15 protein-coding genes are annotated in these 17,647 nt (G+C 51.5%); 5 read left to right on the top strand and 10 right to left on the bottom strand.

Annotation, left to right across the window (positions count from 1 at the left end; all coding sequences use genetic code 11):
- Window positions 1-44 precede the first annotated feature (44 nt).
- Window positions 45-980, top strand: coding sequence for an agmatinase (gene speB, locus ACZ520_RS16270; protein WP_088564113.1), 936 nt, complete (start codon window positions 45-47; stop codon window positions 978-980).
- Here the strand turns inward: speB and ACZ520_RS16265 are convergent, their stop codons facing one another.
- Window positions 981-1,481, bottom strand: coding sequence for a hypothetical protein (locus ACZ520_RS16265; RefSeq protein ID WP_464126541.1), 501 nt, complete (start codon window positions 1,479-1,481; stop codon window positions 981-983). It abuts the gene before it with no gap.
- Between the two features lie 184 nt (window positions 1,482-1,665).
- On the opposite strand from ACZ520_RS16265, the gene ACZ520_RS16260 reads away from it, so the two are divergent.
- Entirely contained in the window at window positions 1,666-2,400 is a 735-nt protein-coding gene (locus ACZ520_RS16260) for a type 2 periplasmic-binding domain-containing protein (protein ID WP_464126540.1), read from the top strand.
- 41 nt (window positions 2,401-2,441) lie between these two features.
- Here the strand turns inward: ACZ520_RS16260 and ACZ520_RS16255 are convergent, their stop codons facing one another.
- From ACZ520_RS16255 to ACZ520_RS16230, 6 genes are all read right to left on the bottom strand, one after another.
- Window positions 2,442-3,845 carry a sigma-54-dependent transcriptional regulator gene (locus ACZ520_RS16255; RefSeq protein WP_088564116.1) on the bottom strand — a complete coding sequence of 468 codons (1,404 nt, stop codon included), beginning with the start codon at window positions 3,843-3,845 and terminating at the stop codon, window positions 2,442-2,444.
- Between the two features lie 332 nt (window positions 3,846-4,177).
- Window positions 4,178-4,576 carry a response regulator gene (locus tag ACZ520_RS16250; RefSeq protein WP_417868194.1) on the bottom strand — a complete coding sequence of 133 codons (399 nt, stop codon included), beginning with the start codon at window positions 4,574-4,576 and terminating at the stop codon, window positions 4,178-4,180.
- Entirely contained in the window at window positions 4,573-6,765 is a 2,193-nt protein-coding gene (locus ACZ520_RS16245; RefSeq protein WP_464126537.1) for an ATP-binding protein, read from the bottom strand. The genes ACZ520_RS16250 and ACZ520_RS16245 overlap by 4 nt, the downstream gene beginning before the upstream one ends.
- 77 nt (window positions 6,766-6,842) lie before the next feature.
- Window positions 6,843-8,690, bottom strand: a complete 1,848-nt coding sequence (locus ACZ520_RS16240; RefSeq protein WP_464126534.1) for a PAS domain-containing sensor histidine kinase — start codon at window positions 8,688-8,690, stop codon at window positions 6,843-6,845.
- Window positions 8,678-9,361: an HAD family hydrolase gene (locus tag ACZ520_RS16235; RefSeq protein WP_088564119.1), complete on the bottom strand. Its 684-nt coding sequence runs from the start codon at window positions 9,359-9,361 to the stop codon at window positions 8,678-8,680. Before ACZ520_RS16235 ends, ACZ520_RS16240 begins: the two co-directional genes overlap by 13 nt.
- Window positions 9,362-10,057, bottom strand: coding sequence for a M14 family murein peptide amidase A (locus ACZ520_RS16230; protein WP_417868195.1), 696 nt, complete (start codon window positions 10,055-10,057; stop codon window positions 9,362-9,364). It lies immediately after the preceding gene.
- 57 nt (window positions 10,058-10,114) lie between these two features.
- Between ACZ520_RS16230 and glmU the strand changes: the two genes are divergently transcribed.
- Window positions 10,115-11,515 (top strand): bifunctional UDP-N-acetylglucosamine diphosphorylase/glucosamine-1-phosphate N-acetyltransferase GlmU, encoded by a 1,401-nt coding sequence (gene glmU, locus ACZ520_RS16225; RefSeq protein WP_374031283.1) that lies wholly within the window; start codon window positions 10,115-10,117, stop codon window positions 11,513-11,515.
- Window position 11,516: 1 nt separating this feature from the next.
- On the top strand, window positions 11,517-13,403 hold the full coding sequence (gene glmS, locus ACZ520_RS16220) for a glutamine--fructose-6-phosphate transaminase (isomerizing) (RefSeq protein ID WP_464126531.1): 1,887 nt from the start codon (window positions 11,517-11,519) through the stop codon (window positions 13,401-13,403).
- On the opposite strand, the gene ACZ520_RS16215 is transcribed toward glmS, so the two are convergent.
- Both ACZ520_RS16215 and mltF read right to left on the bottom strand, forming a co-directional pair.
- Complete coding sequence (locus tag ACZ520_RS16215) at window positions 13,386-13,943, bottom strand: hypothetical protein (RefSeq protein ID WP_464126529.1); 558 nt, start codon at window positions 13,941-13,943, stop codon at window positions 13,386-13,388. The two genes, glmS and ACZ520_RS16215, sit on opposite strands and share 18 nt — an antisense overlap.
- Before the next feature lie 74 nt (window positions 13,944-14,017).
- Complete coding sequence (gene mltF / locus ACZ520_RS16210) at window positions 14,018-15,397, bottom strand: membrane-bound lytic murein transglycosylase MltF (protein ID WP_464126527.1); 1,380 nt, start codon at window positions 15,395-15,397, stop codon at window positions 14,018-14,020.
- 276 nt (window positions 15,398-15,673) lie between these two features.
- On the opposite strand from mltF, the gene ACZ520_RS16205 reads away from it, so the two are divergent.
- Entirely contained in the window at window positions 15,674-16,288 is a 615-nt protein-coding gene (locus ACZ520_RS16205; RefSeq protein WP_038448527.1) for a thymidine kinase, read from the top strand.
- 32 nt (window positions 16,289-16,320) lie between these two features.
- Here ACZ520_RS16205 and trmFO read toward each other — a convergent pair whose 3' ends face one another.
- Window positions 16,321-17,643 carry a methylenetetrahydrofolate--tRNA-(uracil(54)-C(5))-methyltransferase (FADH(2)-oxidizing) TrmFO gene (gene trmFO, locus ACZ520_RS16200; protein ID WP_464126525.1) on the bottom strand — a complete coding sequence of 441 codons (1,323 nt, stop codon included), beginning with the start codon at window positions 17,641-17,643 and terminating at the stop codon, window positions 16,321-16,323.
- Between the last annotated feature and the right edge of the window lie 4 nt (window positions 17,644-17,647).

Below are 17,647 nucleotides of genomic sequence, written 5' to 3'. Positions count from 1 at the left end.
AGAATAAGGCTGTAACCGGGCTATTTCAGTCAGTGAGGAGCACCATGGAATACAAACCGCTGAGCGGACGCGAGTTCCCGCGTTTTTCCGCAATTAAAACTTTCTTCAGATTGCCGTATGTTTCAATCGAGGCCGACTACGAAGTCGGGATTTTTGGTATCCCGTATGACGGTGGGGTGTCGTATCGTCCGGGCGGGCGCTTTGCTCCGGCGAAGGTGCGCGATGTGTCCAGTCTGGGGCGTGGCTTCCATATGACCCGCATGGAAAATTTCTTTGAAAACCTGAAGGTGGCCGACATCGGTGATTGTCCCACAGTGCCGATTGATCAAAAGCAGACTTACGAAAAAATCGAAAAGTTTGTCGGTGAAGTTTTAAGTCACAACAAACGTTTCCTGGCGGTGGGCGGGGATCATTCCACAACGTTGCCGGTACTGCGTGCTTTAAGAAAAAAATACGGCAAGCCGTTGGCGTTCATTCACTTTGATGCCCACTTGGACACGTATCCGGCAGCCTGGGGTCAGGAATACCACCACGGGGCCTTTGCCCGTCACGCTGTCGAAGAAGGTCTGGTGGATCCGAAGAAGATGGTGCAAATCGGTATTCGCGGACCGCTGGCCGGTGGTGATGATCTGAGCTTCGTGAACAAACACGGCATTCGTGTGATCACCGTGGATGAGATCCGCAACCAGCCGATCAACGATTTCCTAAGAACCCTGCCGACGTTTGATGAAACGCCGACCTACATCAGCTATGACATCGACAATCTGGATCCAAGCTGTGCTCCGGGCACCGGCACACCGGTTCCAGGGGGGCTGACGACTTATGAAGTTCAGCGCATCTTCCGTGCGCTGAAGATTCCAAATCTGGTCGGTGGTGACGTGGTGGAGATTTCGCCTCCATTTGACCATGCAGACATCACGGCCTTGGCTGGCATGGATGCACTGTTTGAAATGCTGCATTTGTTTCCCACCAAAAAATAGCTAATTTCGCTCGCCGTGGGATATCACCAGGATCTGGGATTTGGTGATATTCACGGCGATAAAGCTGACCGCATTGACGCTCGGAAACCAATACGTGTCCGGGTCGACCCAGAAGTTTTCCAGGCCCTCTTTAAGCTGTAACAGTTCCCAATGATTTTTGCTTTTGGTTCGTTGCATGACTTCAATTTGATCGAGGTCGTCGTAACGGCGAATTTGACTTTCCATCGAGGCCATCAGGGTCTGGATCATCAGAGACCATGTGGCCGGACGCATGTGCCAGTCATTCAGGTCCCGCAGTTCCTCCAAATCCGCCGCCAAGTCCTGTGCGGAGCTTTGATAAAATTCAATTCGCACGCAGGCAAAGTCTGCGTAAGCCTCTTCCACTCGGGCGCATTCGGTGCGCAGGGTTTTCAAGGATGAACTGGCTTCGATTTCGGTCAACGCCCAGACACCGGAAGGACAGGACATACACAGGAACATTGTTATCAGTAAGAATTTCATGAATCACCTCAGGTGCAATGGATTGCAAGCCAGAGGCATAATTCAATTAAAATTCAATCGTTCTTGGGTGAACTGCTGTCCGATGTTGGGAACAGGGGCAAACCTGTCCGCGCAATTGTCTTCGCCCGATACTTTTTATTTTCGCAATTTGCAAAGCACCTCAGAGCTTTGCTAGGATGGCGCCATGAAATGGGCCTTTATACTTGTATTTTTTGTAAGCTCAATGGCGATGGCTGAACAGTCGCCTTTGCAGTCGCCCAAGCCTGTGGTGATGGGGCTGCCCTTTCATGTCAAACGCATTAAAGCCATCATGCAGTATCAGGACTTCATCAATCAGACTATGTCCAGCGTGGGATACAAAGTCAGCATCCGCAACACTCAAGGCAGTCCCCCCAATAAAATGCTGACCGATGGACAGATCGACGCCATTACCTATGACGACAAGACCTGGACCGAGCAGCGGGATAAGACCGTCAGTCTGTCATTTCCGATTATTCGCACTCGGGGGCGCATTTTTTTCAAGGGTAACAACACACGATTTGACGAAACCAAACTGGCAAAGTTCAAGGGCGGTATTTCCAATAACAATATGGCGTTCACAGAAGAAGCAACCCGCCGCAAACTGAAGTTCATCAACACCGCAAGTCCGTTGCAAAGTGTGGTGGATCTGATGAGTGGCAAGATTGACTATTTTGTCGCCATCCAGGAAGTGGGATTGAGTGCCGTCGATTCTCACCCCGAAGGCAAAAGCAGTATTGTCATGGGTAAAACAGTTTTTCTGGAAGTGCCGCTGTATCTGACTTTTTCGCGAAAGTTCCAGTCGGATCTGCCGCGGATTGAAAGTGCCTTTCGCAAAGCGCTGACCGGAGACCTGTCCAAATACCCGCTGATCATTGAAAATCTGAATAAAGAGCCCTGAAATGAAAAAACCCGCTGCTTTGAACAGCGGGTTTTGTTTTTTTAAGTCGGGGTGATTTCGTTTGGCGGGGTCAGACCTTTCTTTTTGATCTTCTCTACCAGAGTTGTGCGGTTCAGTCTTAGCAAAGCCGCTGCCTGATTGCGATTCCAGCCTGTTTTTTCCAGGGCTTTCAGAATCAGGGCGTTTTCGTAAGCGTCCACCGCCGAATTAAAGTCCATACCCACATCCGGAATTTCAAGGCCGCCGATTTCAGTCGAAGCCGTTTTGCCGGATTTGTATTTCAAAGGCAGATCGGAAATGTCCACCTGACCCTGGCCTTTAAGGATCGTCATGCGCTCCACCAGGTTTTCAAGTTCACGAATGTTTCCTGGCCAAGGGTAATTCACCAGACAGTCCAAAGCATCAGAAGTGATGCCGGTCAGACCGCGGCCCTTGGTTTTATTGAAGATATCCATGAAATGATTCAGCAGCAGCGGAATATCGCTCTTGCGTTCGCGCAAAGCCGGAACGGTGATCGGAATCACGTTCAGGCGATAGAACAGATCCTCACGGAATTTGCCGTTTTCAACCGCTTCTTCCAGATTCAGATTGGTCGCGGCAATTACACGCACATTCACGCTGACAGTTTTGGTGGATCCCACCGGCTCAAAGCTCCTTTCCTGCAGGGCGCGCAAAAGCTTCACTTGCAGGGACGGCTCAAGATCACCGATTTCATCCAGGAAGATCGTGCCCCCGTCAGCCATTTCAAAGCGGCCCACACGGTTGGCAATGGCGCCGGTGAAGGCACCTTTCATATGACCGAACAGTTCACTTTCCAAAAGTTCAGAAGGGATCGCACCGCAGTTAATCGGTACAAAAGGCCCTTGTGCGCGGGAGGAGTTATAGTGAATTGCGCGGGCAATCAGTTCTTTCCCGGTCCCGGATTCCCCGGTCACCAGAACTGTCGAATCAGAATCAGCCACGCGCTCAATCATGCGCAGAACATTCTGGATTTGGTCGCTGGTTCCGATGATCTGGTCGAATTTGTATTTCTTGTTCAGCTCCGAGCGCAGTTGCTGATTTTCCTGCTGCAGTTTTTTGTGCGTCAGGGCTTTTTCAATCAGACTCATCAGCTCTTCAAGATTGAAGGGTTTGGTCACGAAGTGGAAGGCCCCTTTTTGAGTCGCGCGAATCGCGGATTCAATAGTGGCATGACCAGTCAGGATGATCACTTCAGTCGCCGGTGTGAGTGATTTAAGATAAGTCATGAACTCGATGCCGTCGCCATCTGGAAGATTCAAATCGACAATGGCCAGATCCACCGGGCTGTCACCCTGGCACAGAACTTTGGCTTCTTCGATTTTATTGGCGGTGATGACGTTCAGGCCTTTGCGATCCAGCACCCGGAACAGAGCGGTGCGGAGTGAAGACTCATCATCTAATATCAGGACACGTTGGCTACGCATGAACCTTCCTTCCATGGTGGGTTCTTGGCGGAAGAAACCGCCTAAAATCAGGATAAGGGGATTTTGACGGGACTGTCAAAAAATCCGCGCCTGGCAAGGCTTTCAGGACCATAAAACTGGACGGGGGTGGGAAAAAAATGCCAGATTTCGCTGGGCCAGAGGCGAGGAAAATTCGAGCTTTTTCTCGTGAAGCAAGGCCTGCCAAAACCCATGGAAATTGCTAACAGCTAAAGAAGACTTGGGTATTCCAATTTTATCAGAAAGAACTGATTAAAAGACGGGCAGACCTGACAGGGGATTCGCAAAGACCCCTGTCTGTGGGGTGGCAAGGGCTAGAAGCCCAGGTTTTCGATCTTTTTGCGAAGCAGGTCCAAAGTGACGGGTTTAACGATGTAGTCATCCACACCGTCTTTCAAGGCGGACTTCACCGAGTTTTCATCTGACACATTGGTGGTCATGATGACTTTCGCGGATTTGAATTTTCGCGACCGTTTCAGTTCCTGCAAAACGGCGGCACCATCACGCTTGGGCATACGCCAGTCCAAAAAGATCAGTTGCACGGGGTTCAGCGTATCAAAGGCATTTTCCAATTTTCCCAAAGCGATGGATCCATCTTCGGCTTCAAGAATATTCTTAAAGCCCAGGGTGTCCAGCGCCGCCACCATGATCATGCGGTCGGTGCTGTTGTCGTCAATTACCAGAGTCGGACATTTAATGCGTTGAAAACTCATGTGGAAATTCCTTGTTGTGGTACTTCGAGCATTTCTGAGCGCCACAGATGCGTGCAGGCCATCTTGTATTCAGAGCGAAGTTGCAGCAGCAGATAACGAAGCTCTTCTTTGGTGCCCGCACGGGCCTGCTTTTCGATATCGCTGCACAGTTGACCCATGACACGCAGGCCGGCATTCACACAGCTTGATTTCAGATAGTGGGCGCGGTCAGCAAGGTCTTTCAGATCCCCGCGTTTTTCCGCTTCGATCATCTCCACCACATAGGCAGGGGCCTCTTTACCCCATGCCTGCAGAATCTGCTTCATCAGGTCGTCAGCCATATCCGGGCTGATCTGGCGCAGGTTTTCCATGGCTTTGGGATCAACCACCTGGGTTGCCGCATATTTCAGATGACGTGACCACAGGGCCAGTTTTTCATCAAGCTCTGCCAAGGTCAGAGGTTTTGACAGATAGTCACACATGCCGGCAGCCAGGCAGGCTTCTTTGTCGCCGCGAATGGCGTTGGCGGTGACGGCAATAACGGCCGGCCCCTGACACCATTGCGGGAAGCGTTCCGTGATTTTTTGCGCGGCCTCATAACCGTCCATGACGGGCATGTGGCAGTCCATCAGGATAATGTCGTAGGTGCTGGAAAGGGTTTTCTCCAAAGCCTCTTTCCCGTTGTTGACGATGTCAAACTTGTGTCCCAGTCGGCTCAGCATGACTTTCACAACTTCCTGATTGGTCATGTTGTCTTCGGCCACCAGAATTTTCAGAGGGGCCTGGGATGATGAATAGCTTTGTGATTCGCTGGGGCGCTGGTTTTCCGGCATCACGTTGATCGCCTCAAGGGGCAGGGTCACCCAGAAGATGGAGCCTTCGTTGGGTTTACTTTCCACTTCGATCTTGCCGTTCATCAGCTCCACCAGTTGTTTGGTGATGGAAAGGCCCAGACCGGTACCGCCGAATTTGCGGGTGGTGGATTTGTCAGCCTGCTCAAACGGAGAAAAGATTTTTTTCAAAGTCGCTTCGTCCATGCCCAGACCCTGATCCTTGACCTGAATCTGCAGCATGGTGCGGGACTGATCACTGCGGAAAGAGTTTACAATCAGGCTGACGGTGCCTTCAGAGCTGAACTTGATGGCATTCCCCAGAAGATTGATCAGGATCTGGCGCAGGCGCAGGACATCCCCTGAAAACGCTGCCGGCGTCTGTTCACTGACCGAGGCATGCAGATCCAGTCCTTTGGATTTGGCAGAGTATTCAACGGTGTTGATGACTTCCTGAACCAGCTTGCGCGGCTCAAAATAGCTTTCTTCCAGTTCCAGTTTGCCGGATTCAATCTTTGAAAGATCCAAAATGCCGTTGATCAGCGACAGCAGGTTCAGGGCGGATTCGCGGATGATTTGAATTTTCTTTTTGATTCCCGATTCTGGGTTCTGATCCAGCAGAACTTCGGTCATGCCCAGAATTCCATTCATCGGTGTGCGGATTTCGTGGGACATATTGGCCAGGAAGCTTGATTTCATATGAGAAGCCTGAAGGGCTTCGTTGCGGGCTTCGACCAGTTGCTTTTCAAGCCGGCGACGCTGACGGCCTTCAAATTCTGTCATGACATAAGCCACGATGATCAGCAAAAAGGCCATAGCAGTGCCCAGCACCTGCCACAACTGATTCCGCTGGGCTGTGATTTCGGATTCCTTTTTCAGTGCCAGCACGCGGGCGCGTTCGTTAGTGATGACCGTGTTAACCGCTTCACGTAGCTGGTCCATGACATCCTTGCCTTGGCCGGATTTAACCAAAGCAATCGCGGTGCTGAGTTTGCCAACACGCACGTAATTGATGACGTTTTCTGAAATTTCCATTTTCTGGCGAACCAGAGCGGACATGGATTGATACTCAGGGCTGGCCTTCAGAGTTGCCGGAGCACTCTTTTCAAGGAGTTCAAATTCCTTTTCGATCGCATCGTTGGCATCCAGATACGGCTTCAGAAACTGTTCGTTCTGCGTCAGCACGTAACCGCGCTGGCCGGTTTCCAGATCCAGTGTGGATTTTTCCACGGCCTGAACCAGAGTAATAAGAGCTTCGGTTTTTTCATAGAGTGCAATGGTTTCTCGATATTCCTTCAGGGCCAGGAATTTCAGGATGAAAACCGTCAGGGTGGCCGCAACACCGGTTGAGAACAGCAACAGTGTCAGGGTGCGATTCATTTTAAATGCCAAGGTGGTCCTCGTTTCCGAGTCTTCAGGATAAGAGAAAGACTCTGCTCCAACAAGTGTCCTAAGACCTAGGGCGTGTGTGTCGGAGTGAAGGAAATCTTAACACCGTTTCCGGCGGTTTTGTCAGGAAGAATTTCCAGTTTGGCGTCATGATCGCGCAGAATCTGAGACGCAACGGAAAGTCCCAAACCCAAAGGCATGGAGGTGCTTTTCTCAGGGGTGCCGTTATCGTGAACCAGAATTTCAGGCACACCATCGGTCGTCAGGATTTCGATGTCCATCAGAGCCTTAAAGTCCTTGTTGTGACGGATACGATCAGTAACCCGGTCAATGGATATCTGCAGGATGTTTTTCAGTGCCTGGGCCAGCATGTTCAAATGTCCGCGAATGACGATATCATCCGCAGGGAAGTGCAGTTTGACCTCGATCCCCTGGGATTTCGTCTGAAGTTCGACGATTTTCAGGGACCGCAGGCAGACTTCTTTCAAGCTGACTGCACCCTCACGGTCGGCGTTGGGGTCGCGGGTAAAGCCCAGCAGGTTCTGCACGATTTCTTTGCAGCGCTGGACGCCGGCTTCCATTTCCACGACATCCGGATAAAGGGGATGTTGGGGGTCCATGTCCATTTTGATCAACTGGGTGAAGGACAAAATCCCGCCCAGAGGATTGTTCAGTTCGTGGGCGATGCTGGATCCGATTGTTCCCAGTTCGGCCATCTTGGCGGATTCCAGAATCTGACGTTCCATTTTCAGTTGCTGGGTGACGTCGTGATAAAGGTTCACGAACACCGGCGGTTTTTCTGAATCCAGCAGCAGGCTTTGTGAATAGACTTCAAAGGTGCGGGCGGCGCTGCGCGATTGCACGCGGAAGTTGGAGCCGCGCTGACAGCCCGGGCAGGGTTCATCGCGGTTGTATAATACCTTGTAGCATTTGCGCGAGGTTTCCTCTTTGCTTTCGCTCAGGCGTTCATTCAGGGCCTTGTTGGACTGAATGATGTCATAATTTGTATCGATCAGAACAACCGGGTCGGACATCGAGTTGAATGTCGCCTCCCATTGTTCCTTCATGGATTCAGATTCTTTCAGTTTCTGAATACGATCCAGCGCCAGGGCCACGGCCTCGGCCACGCGGGTCAGGAAGTCACTTTCATCCTTGGAAAAAGGATGGTCCGGGGCGCGCAAAAAGAAGATCGAACCGACTTTTTCATGCTGGCGGAACAGCGGCACCTGAAACTGGGTGAAGCTCAGTTGGGTCTGCACCTGTTTGGCAAAAAGTTCGTCCTGGGGATGGAAGAACAAACGAATCCACGATGTCTGCACTGTTGCCGCCAGGGAATCATTCAGCAGTTGCTCGATTTCAACAACGGAGCTGGCTTCGTGCACCGCCATCAACGCGCGTTTGAAACCTTCAATGCGCGAATTGGTCAGGAAAAGTTTGCGGCGGGCCTCGGTTAGAAACTTGGTTCTTTTCTGAACCCGTTCTTCCAGTTCGATTTGCAGGCGTTTAAGTTGGGCTGTCTGTTCACGAATCAAAAGGGCGAGGTTTTCATCCTGTTTGCGCTGATTGGCCTCTTCCAAAGCTGAAAACAAATGTGTTTCCAGATCCGGATCCTGAAAGCTTTCCATCACCCGCAGGAATGTGAATTCCTCATGCAGCAGCGCCAGTTGGTTGGCGGAAAAGTCCGCCGGAACCACGGCGATAAACTGCGTGGCCGGATGGGCACGTTTGACCTCTTCGTAAAATTCGGGAAATTTTTTACCCAGAATCAGAGTCACTGACAAAGCCACCACGTCATAGGTGGAATCCTGGATCCAGTGCCAGGCCTGATTTAAGTCCGTGGCGATGTGAGCACCCAGCTCTTGCAGGCGCGCATCCCAGGGACCAATAAGCAGGAAGCCGGCTTTCAAAGTCCGCATGTCGGGATCAGATCCTTGTGGTGAGTGATGGTAAAGTCAGGATGATCTTCCGGATACATCGGTTTTTCGCCGGTGTGTTCTCCATAGGCGAAATAGCAGGTGTCAGCGCCCACGCGTTTGCCGTCGCGAATCTCGCTGGACAGGCGGTTTCCGATGCTCAGCAGATGTTTTGGGTCGTGACCTTGGGTGCGCAGAATTTCACGGAAGGCACTGTCTTTCTTTTCGCCGATAAAGCCGTTCAGAATGTAAATGCCGTCAAAGAAGCCGGCGATGTTCAGGGCTTTGATCTTTTTTTCCTGCGACGGGCGGGAGCCCATCGTGACTAAAAACAGTTTATAGCGTCCGCGCAAAGCTTCCAGATTCTGCAAAGAGCCTTCCAGCAGGGGAAGTGTTTCCGGCACCAGAGGGTTGTAGAATTCCTCCAAGGCGTCGTGGATGGCCTTGCCTTTTTGGTTCGTGCCAAAGCGGTTGGCAATCTGGGTGAAAATTTCGGTGTGGGAAAGTTCTTTGGCCAGCTCTTCGCGGGCGCTCATGCATTCGTCCAAAGTGCATCGCAAACCGGCTGCCAGCATAGCTTCGCAGGCCCGCTGGGAGGCGCGAGGCACCAGCAAACCTGAAGTATCTAGCAGAGTGTCATCCAAATCGAAGGCGATGCTTTTGTACTTTGTCATTTATACATTCCGTCCCGTGATCAGAAGTTCCAGGCCCGGCTTAAAGTGAGGCCAGACCAGATTCAGATCGATGTGCTCTTGCTCTTCGATGCAGATCACAGGAATTTGATGTTCAATCCATCCATACTGTCCAAGGCTGCCCGGGGTCGGATAGCCAATGTCCTCGCGGGCTTCATAGCCGGTGCCGGTGGCCAGAATCTCGGCCGCCTGTTTGCCCGGAGCTCCCGTATAGACAACGCAAGGCTCCCACGAATGAAAGTGTACTATAAGCTGTGGCTTTTCGTCCTCAATGAGTTTTACCAGAGCCTGAACTTCCCTCTCACTCCCAGGCGAAGGGCCAGGATAGTATCGAGGAGCTTTGCTTTCGGGGCTCCAGTCCCGGCACGGGAAGTTGCGATTCAGATCGACGCCATTGGCGTTGGTGCGCTGATTCTTGCCGTAGCCGTCGGGATTGATGCAGGGAATGAGGATCCACGGGCGCAGGCGACCGCTGTTGGCGGCTTCCTCCTGCTTCAACCAGTGCAAAAACTCTTCTGCCAGACGGACCCCCTCGGGTTCGTCGCCATGCACACCGCCGATAAACAGGATCGGGCGTTCAGAAAAGTCACTGAGGCTGTGTGATTTTTTATACAGCTCAATGGAAGTTCCCTGAGAGGTGGTGGCCCAAGAAGTTTGGTGAAAAATTTTTGCTTGCATGAGACAATTAAGCCTGTTTTTTTCAGATAAGAAAAGCTTTTAAAAGGAAGTTTCGAAATGTCAGCAAATGCATCTGAGAAGTTGACGGTTATCGCTCTTGCGGCAGGCAAGGGAACTCGCATGAAGTCCCCCCTCCCGAAAGTCCTTCATCCTGTAGCGGGCCGTCCGATGATTGAAAAAGTGATTCAAGCCTCCAAACAGGCCGGCGCTGCCGAAGTGCGCGTGATTGTCGGTCATGGTCAGAATCTGGTTCGTCAGGTTGTGGAGCCAATGGGTGTTGCCTGTTACGTGCAGGATGAACAACTGGGCACCGCCCACGCGGTTCGCTGTGCGAAGCCGGAAACCATCGAGGGCGTGGTCGTTATCATGAACGGGGACCACCCGCTGATTGAAGCTTCCGACATCAAGGATTTCGTGCGCATTTTCCGCGACGAAAAATGCGATCTGGCCGTGGTGACTGCGGTCTTGAAAAATCCGGGCGAGTTCGGCCGTATCGTGCGCCACAAGGGTGACCTGGCGGCGATTGTGGAAGCCAAAGACGCTTCTGCCGAAGCTTTGAAAATCCGCGAGATCAACACCGGCATCTATATCGTCAAGGCGTCCATCCTTGCTGATTATTTGCCAAAGATTTCCAACAACAACGCAAAAAAAGAATACTACATCACGGACCTGATTTCTTTGTGCATTCAGGACAAGTGCCGTGTGCAGGCAATCCAGTCCACGCCGAAAGTGGCGGTGGGTGTGAACAACCAGCTTGAACTGGCGCGCGCCACCCGTCTGCTGTTCAAGCGCAAAGCTTTGCGTCTGATGGAAGAAGGTGTGCTGATGATTGATCCGCGCACCGTCTATGTGGAAGAAAGCGTGGAAATCGGCGCGGGCACTGTGATCTATCCGAATGTCTTTATCCGTGGCCGTTCCAAAATCGGCTCTTTCACGGTGATTGAATCCAACGCCTTTATTTCTGACAGTGAAATCGGCGACAGCGTGCAGATTCGTGGCGGTAGCTATCTGGAAAGTTCCAAACTGCACAACAAGGTTTCTGCGGGACCGTATGCGCGTCTGCGCCCGGAAACTGAAATCTTCGAGGAAGCTCATGTTGGCAACTTCGTTGAAATGAAAAAGGTCAAGTTCGGCAAAAAATCCAAAGCGGGTCATTTGACTTATCTGGGTGATGCCGAGATTGGCGAGGAAGTGAACGTGGGTTGCGGAACTATAACTTGCAACTACGCCGCTGATAAAAAGAAATATAAAACGAAAATCGGAAACCGCGTCTTCGTGGGCAGCGACACTCAGTTTGTGGCGCCTATTGAAGTCGGCGATGATGCCATCATCGGTTCCGGCTCCACGATCACCAAAAACGTGCCGGCGAAAGCATTGGCTGTGGCCCGTGGAAAACAATTTGTAAAAGAAAACTACGCCGCGAAAACTGCGGAAACTGAAGAAAAAGAGCAGGTGTAAGATGTGTGGAATTGTTGGTTACTTGGGTCCACAAAATCCTAAAGATATCATTGTGAGTGGTCTGAAAAAACTTGAATACCGCGGTTACGACAGTGCCGGGGTGGCCATTCTGGACCACGGCAAAACCAAACGCGTGCGCGCCCAAGGCAAGCTGAAAGCCCTGGAAGACAAACTGGCGACTGAAAAATTCGACGGCCACATCGGTATTGGTCACACCCGCTGGGCGACCCACGGCAAGCCTTCCGAGCGCAACGCCCATCCGCACCAGGTGCGCGGAATCAGCCTGGTTCACAACGGCATCATCGAAAACTATCTGGATATTCGCGAAGAACTGAAGGCCCAGGGTGCGGATATCACTTCTGACACGGACTCGGAGCTTGTGGCTCACTTGATCGCTAACGAAGTGGAAGTGACCAAGGATCTGTTCAAGGCCGTTCAGAACGTGCTGGAAAAGATCCGTGGCGCGTTCTCGATCCTGGTGATGTGGGAGCAGGAACCGGACCGTTTGGTGGCCTTCAAAGACGGCCCGCCGTTGGTGGTCGGCCTGGGCAGCAAAGAAATCTTCGTGGCCAGCGACGTGCAGGCTTTGATTCAGTACACGAAAAACTTCGTTTATCTTGAAGACCGTGAAGTGGCTTCCATCAAGGGGGCTGATGTTCAGTTCTTCTCTGCCAATGGTTTCCCGATCCAGAAGAAAGTGGTTGAGCTGAACTGGAACCCGGAAATGGTTGAAAAGCAGGGCTATTCCCACTTCATGCTGAAAGAGATCTATGAACAGCCACGCGCGGTGGCGGCAGCGATCGAACCGCACGTGAATCCAGAGACGTTCTCTGTGGCTTTGAAAAATGTCGGCTTCGGTGGACAGTCCGTGCAAAAGCTGGAGGAGCTTGATGCGAAGGCCGACTGGGCAAAAACCCAGGAAGTTTTCAAGAGTATTGAGCGTGTGTTCATCATCGCCTGCGGCACCAGCAACTATGCCGGGAACGTCGGTAAATATCTGATCGAACAACTGGCGAAAGTTCCGGTTGAATGCGACATCGCCAGCGAATTCCGTTACCGCAATCCAGTGATCCCGGCAAAAAGCCTTGTGATCACAATTTCTCAATCCGGAGAAACAGCTGACACTTTGGCGGCCATCCGTATGGCCAAAGAAATGGGCGCGACCACTTTGAGTATCTGCAACGTGAAGAGCTCCACGATCGACCGTGAAGCGCATGGGCACTTGTACATGAACTCGGGTCCTGAAATCGGCGTGGCTTCCACGAAAGCCTTCACCAGCACGATGGCGGTTCTGAACACTTTGGCAATCGCCATTGCGCGCACTCGCGGGGTGATGAACGAAGCAGAGGAAAAAGAGCTGGTGAAATCCCTTCTGGCGGTTCCAAGTCAGATGGAAGGTGTTTTGTCTTACGATAAATACTTTGAAGAAGCGGCTTCCAGTCTGAAGTTGTTCCGCGGTTTCCTGTACATGGGCCGTGGCACCAGCTTCCCGATTGCAATGGAAGGGGCTTTGAAACTGAAAGAACTGGCTTACATGCACGCGGAAGGTTATGCCGCTGGCGAAATGAAGCACGGTCCTTTGGCGTTGATTGATGAGCGTATGGCGATTGTGATGGTGGCTCCGACGGATCACCTATACGAAAAAACCATCAGCAATCTGGAAGAAGCCCGCGCCCGCGGTGGCAAGGTGATTTCTATCGGAACTGGTGATAACGAAAAACTGCGCGAGATCAGCGAGCACTATCTGGCTATTCCAAAAGCTCACTGGACAGTGAATGCAATCCTGTCAGTGATACCTTTGCAGTTGATGTCTTATCACCTGGCAAGCAATCTGGGTTACGACGTGGATCAGCCACGCAACCTGGCGAAGTCAGTGACGGTGGAATAGACTTTTCAACCCCGGGTGTCCCCCGGGGTTTTTTGTTTCTGGTGACATCTTCTTTTCGCCTTCCAGATAAAAATACAGCGCCATCAAAATCAGAATGAATCCCGCAGTGATAATCAGCAGATGGAAGAACATGAAAAGAGTCCATTCTTCGCGCAAGGACAACCACTGCGTGGGCACTGAACCGGTACGACCGGCTTCGCGCAGGATGATATTGATTTTGTAGTGTCCTTTGTAGGACAGGATGATTTCATCCAATAAGCAAAACAGAGATGAAGCCACGCAGATAAATTCAAAAGAACGCCATTTTTTACGACGAAGTATCAGCCAGGCTAAAGCTGAGACGACCATTGTCAGATAGGCCAGACGCACCTTGGGCTCAAACAAGGGTTCGGCCACACGATAAAACTCCAGATATTGTTCCAAGGGCATGCGCGCCAGAACCTGGCTGGCAAAGAAAGCAAAGTAAAGCACAAAGCCGGCAAACAGACCGATGCTTAAAACACAGATATAAATGCAGATTCGCAACGGGAGTTGTGCCATTGTGTTTTATTGTCAGCACAGAGGCAGTATATAGCAAATTTTAGATCGGCAACATTCCTAAAGAAATTCTATTTTTATCCGGCGGCGTTCATCAGATTATAGAATGATTTAACACGCTCCACGAAATCCACGGTTTCGTAACCGCGAGCCGGTCCGTATTCAAACTCTGCGGCGTATTCCGGATCCGCCAGCAAAGGCAGAATCTCGCGCATGTGTCTCCAGGAATAAGGATTGCGCCCCATTTTTTCGGCCAGCTTCTGAGCGTCTTTTAAATGAGCCCAGCCAACATTGTAGGCTGCCAGCGCCAAAGCCAGACGGTCTTTGTAGTTCAGGTGGGAAGGCACGCGGTTCATCAATGAACGCAAGTATTTAGATCCGCCCCAGATGCTTTGCAGTGGATCGGTACGATCTTCAATACCCACATGTAAAGCAGTGTCAGTCGTCAATTGCATCAGACCACGCACACCGGTGAAACTGCGAGCTTCCGGATTCCAGTGCGATTCCTGATAAGCCACAGAGGCGATCAACTGCCAAGGCAGATTGTGTTCGCGACCAGCATCACGGAAGGCCTCTTTATAAGTCGGCAACGTCGTGCGAATTTTTTTGAAGAACTGAGCGATGTCGCGCTTGTCTAACTGGGTCAGATACGTTTTGTAGCGATCCAGGATGCGCATGATTTCGTCTTCGCGGGACGCCTGCTGATACCAGTGTTGCATTAGGTGAAGCAGACTTGAGTTGTCCGGTGATAGCTGCCAGCTCAAAGAGTAAGGGGCTGTCAGGTCCGTGACCTTTTCGATCGAGGGGTGATAGCGGGCATAGAAATCACCGCTGAAGTTTTCTGCGATCACACAGTCGTTCTTGCGCTGGGCAAGGCTGGCGATCAGATCCTGGGTTTTGATGTTTTCCTGAATTTCAACCTTCACTTGGGGTGAAAGCTGGGTCAGACGTTGTGACAATCCCAGATAATTGTCTTTTTGCAGCAGTGAGATGCTTTTGCCATTCAGATCCTGGATGTTCTGGATCTGGGCCTTCTTGTGGCAGTAAAGGCTAAGATAAGTTTCTTCGTAAGCCGGGCCGGTCAGGAAACCGGTCATATTGTGAGGAGTCCTCAAGCGGGCTGCGGCGATATCCCCTTCGCCTTTAGAAAGCGCCCGCAACACCGAGTCCTCATCCGGAAGGACCACGTACCTCAACTTGAGGTTGTAGCGGGTGGCGAAGTTTTCCAAAAGATCGTGATCGATCCCGAAAGCCCCACCGCGTTTGGGCTGACTATATATAAGAGGACTTTGCGTGGTCAGCACCACGATTTCACCTTTGGACTGAACTTGAGCCAAGCTCTCCTGTTCGTCCATAATCATGGCGTCGCAGCCATTCATGGCGACCGTGGTAAACCCAAGGCCTCCGATTAGAAAGGCCCGGGCGATTTTCTGTCTTAATCTTAAAATCGTTCCCATAGCGTGGGGCAGTGCTATCCTTTGGCGCGCCGCCAGTGCAAGCATTAAGCACCGAATTTGTGTCTTTAAATGTGAAAAGCGCGCGGTTTTTGCACAAAATCCCCGGCAAATTGTAAAAAAGCTCAGTCCTCGGCGACGCTTACAGGCTGGCGTCAGAAACCCAGAAATCGCTCGTTTTTATGACGCAAGCTAGTTGAAAAAGCCTGTCTGGAGCGTTGACTCCTCCGCCAGATTCCACGATCGTTTTTGCCAATGGCCACTAAAAGGAGGGTTTTAGTGTCTGAGTTTTCTTATGTTCACACTCGTGGTTGGGTTGAGGTTGTTGTTGGTTCCATGTTCAGCGGTAAGACCGAGGAACTGATCCGTCGCCTGCGCCGTGCGGAATTCGCGCGCCTGCAAATTCAGGTGTTCAAACCTATTATAGATAAACGCTACAACGAGATGGCCGTGACTTCCCACGATCTGACGACCATTGATTCCACTCCGATTCACGATGCTGAAGAAATCTGGAACCTTCTAAAACCCAACACGAAAGTGGTGGGGATCGATGAAGGTCAGTTCTTTGGGCAAAACCTGGTGCAGATCGCCCAGGATCTGGCAGACCGCGGATTGCGTGTGATCATCGCGGGTCTGGATACAGACTGGCAGGGGAAACCCTTTGAACCCATGCCGACGTTGATGGCCGTGGCTGAAAGCGTGACCAAACAACATGCCGTGTGTGTGGTGTGTGGGTCTCCAGCCAGCCGCACGCAAAGAACGGCGGGTGGCGACGGTCAGGTTCTGGTCGGAACTCATGACGCGTACGAAGCACGCTGCCGTCAGCACTTCAAACCGGAAGTGGATGCTCCCACGCTCGACTGGAAACTAAAACGCGAAATGGAAATTTCCTAAATAAAAAGGCCCCGGATGGGGCCTTTTGTTTTTTATGGTTTCCACTGCTCCATCGCATTGCGGGCGATGGTGATTTGTTTTTCTTTGCGCAGGGTTTTGTCGCGCTCTTTTTCCGCCAGTGGTGGCAGTAAAGCAAAGTTGATATTGGTCGGCTGGAAGTGTTCTGCACGGGTTGGATCCGTGATCGCTTCAAGCAAAGAACCAAAGGCACTTTCGCGCGGCGGAGGATTGAATGGCTGGTCTTTCAATTTCTGATTCAGGAACCGGGACACCATCAAGCCTGTGCAGGTCGATTCAAAGTAACCTTCAACACCCGTGATCTGACCGGCAAAGAACAACCAAGGATCATTCTTGCTGGAAAGGTCCTTGTTCAGACGCTTCGGGGAGTTGATGAACAGATTGCGGTGAATGCTTCCAAGTTTCAGGAACTCGGCGTTTTCAAGGCCCGGGATCATGCGGAACACACGAACCTGTTCGCCGTAAGCCATGCGGGTCTGGAAGCCCACCATGTTATAGGCTGTGCCTTCTTTGTTGTCCTGACGAAGCTGAACCACGGCCCATGGATAACGGCCGGTGCGAGGGTCATCCAAGCCAATCGGCTTCATCGGACCGAAACGCAAAGTCTGCGGGCCACGATCCACCATCACTTCAATCGGCATGCAGCCTTCAAAAAACTCTGTAGTCTCGAAGTCTTTTGGTTCGATCTTGCGCGCTTTTTGGATTTCTTCGATGAAGCGGTTGTATTCTTCCTTGTTCATCGGGCAGTTGTAGTAGTCCCCGGTGCCCTTGTCATAGCGGTCGGCCTTCCACGCGATTTCCGTATTGATGGAATCCGCATCAATGATCGGTGCAATGGCATCAAAGAAATAAAGGAATTCGTCACCAAAATGCTGGCGCATGCTTTCGGCCAGATCATCGTGAGTCAACGGACCGGTGGCAATAACTGCCGGACGGGGGATGTCGTTTAAGGACTTCACCACATCGTTGCGGATTTCAATATTCGGATGATTTTTGACTTTTTCAGTCATGATGGCAGAAAAGACCTCGCGGTCCATGCCCAAAGCCTGACCGGCCGGAACTTGAGCCTCGAAGGCGGCCTGCAGGATGTGAGAATTCAGCTTTTTAGCCTCCCACTTCAATTGGCCAGGAGCGGAATGTTCACCCAAACTGCCAAAAGAGTTGGAGCACACAAGTTCTGCGAATTTATGAGTTTTGTGCGCCGGGGTCATGGTTTTATCGCGCATCTCGTAAAGAACGACACTGTATCCCATGTCAGCTAGTTGCAGAGCGCATTCTGAGCCCGCAAGCCCTGCTCCAACGACTGTAATTTTTTGATTTTGAGTGATATTTGTCATCTTT

The sequence above is a fragment of the Bdellovibrio sp. BIS2 genome (assembly GCF_055398295.1).
This window is presented reverse-complemented; position numbering and strand designations above follow the sequence as displayed.

Excerpts from the sequence above, each read along its gene's own strand:
- speB (WP_088564113.1), top strand. The coding sequence starts at position 45 with ATGGAATACAAACCGCTGAGCGGACGCGAGTTCCCGCGTTTTTCCGCA.
- ACZ520_RS16265 (WP_464126541.1), bottom strand. The coding sequence starts at position 1,481 with ATGAAATTCTTACTGATAACAATGTTCCTGTGTATGTCCTGTCCTTCC.
- ACZ520_RS16260 (WP_464126540.1), top strand. The coding sequence starts at position 1,666 with ATGAAATGGGCCTTTATACTTGTATTTTTTGTAAGCTCAATGGCGATG.
- ACZ520_RS16255 (WP_088564116.1), bottom strand. The coding sequence starts at position 3,845 with ATGCGTAGCCAACGTGTCCTGATATTAGATGATGAGTCTTCACTCCGC.
- ACZ520_RS16250 (WP_417868194.1), bottom strand. The coding sequence starts at position 4,576 with ATGAGTTTTCAACGCATTAAATGTCCGACTCTGGTAATTGACGACAAC.
- ACZ520_RS16245 (WP_464126537.1), bottom strand. The coding sequence starts at position 6,765 with ATGAATCGCACCCTGACACTGTTGCTGTTCTCAACCGGTGTTGCGGCC.
- ACZ520_RS16240 (WP_464126534.1), bottom strand. The coding sequence starts at position 8,690 with ATGCGGACTTTGAAAGCCGGCTTCCTGCTTATTGGTCCCTGGGATGCG.
- ACZ520_RS16235 (WP_088564119.1), bottom strand. The coding sequence starts at position 9,361 with ATGACAAAGTACAAAAGCATCGCCTTCGATTTGGATGACACTCTGCTA.
- ACZ520_RS16230 (WP_417868195.1), bottom strand. The coding sequence starts at position 10,057 with ATGCAAGCAAAAATTTTTCACCAAACTTCTTGGGCCACCACCTCTCAG.
- glmU (WP_374031283.1), top strand. The coding sequence starts at position 10,115 with ATGTCAGCAAATGCATCTGAGAAGTTGACGGTTATCGCTCTTGCGGCA.
- glmS (WP_464126531.1), top strand. The coding sequence starts at position 11,517 with ATGTGTGGAATTGTTGGTTACTTGGGTCCACAAAATCCTAAAGATATC.
- ACZ520_RS16215 (WP_464126529.1), bottom strand. The coding sequence starts at position 13,943 with ATGGCACAACTCCCGTTGCGAATCTGCATTTATATCTGTGTTTTAAGC.
- mltF (WP_464126527.1), bottom strand. The coding sequence starts at position 15,397 with ATGGGAACGATTTTAAGATTAAGACAGAAAATCGCCCGGGCCTTTCTA.
- trmFO (WP_464126525.1), bottom strand. The coding sequence starts at position 17,643 with ATGACAAATATCACTCAAAATCAAAAAATTACAGTCGTTGGAGCAGGG.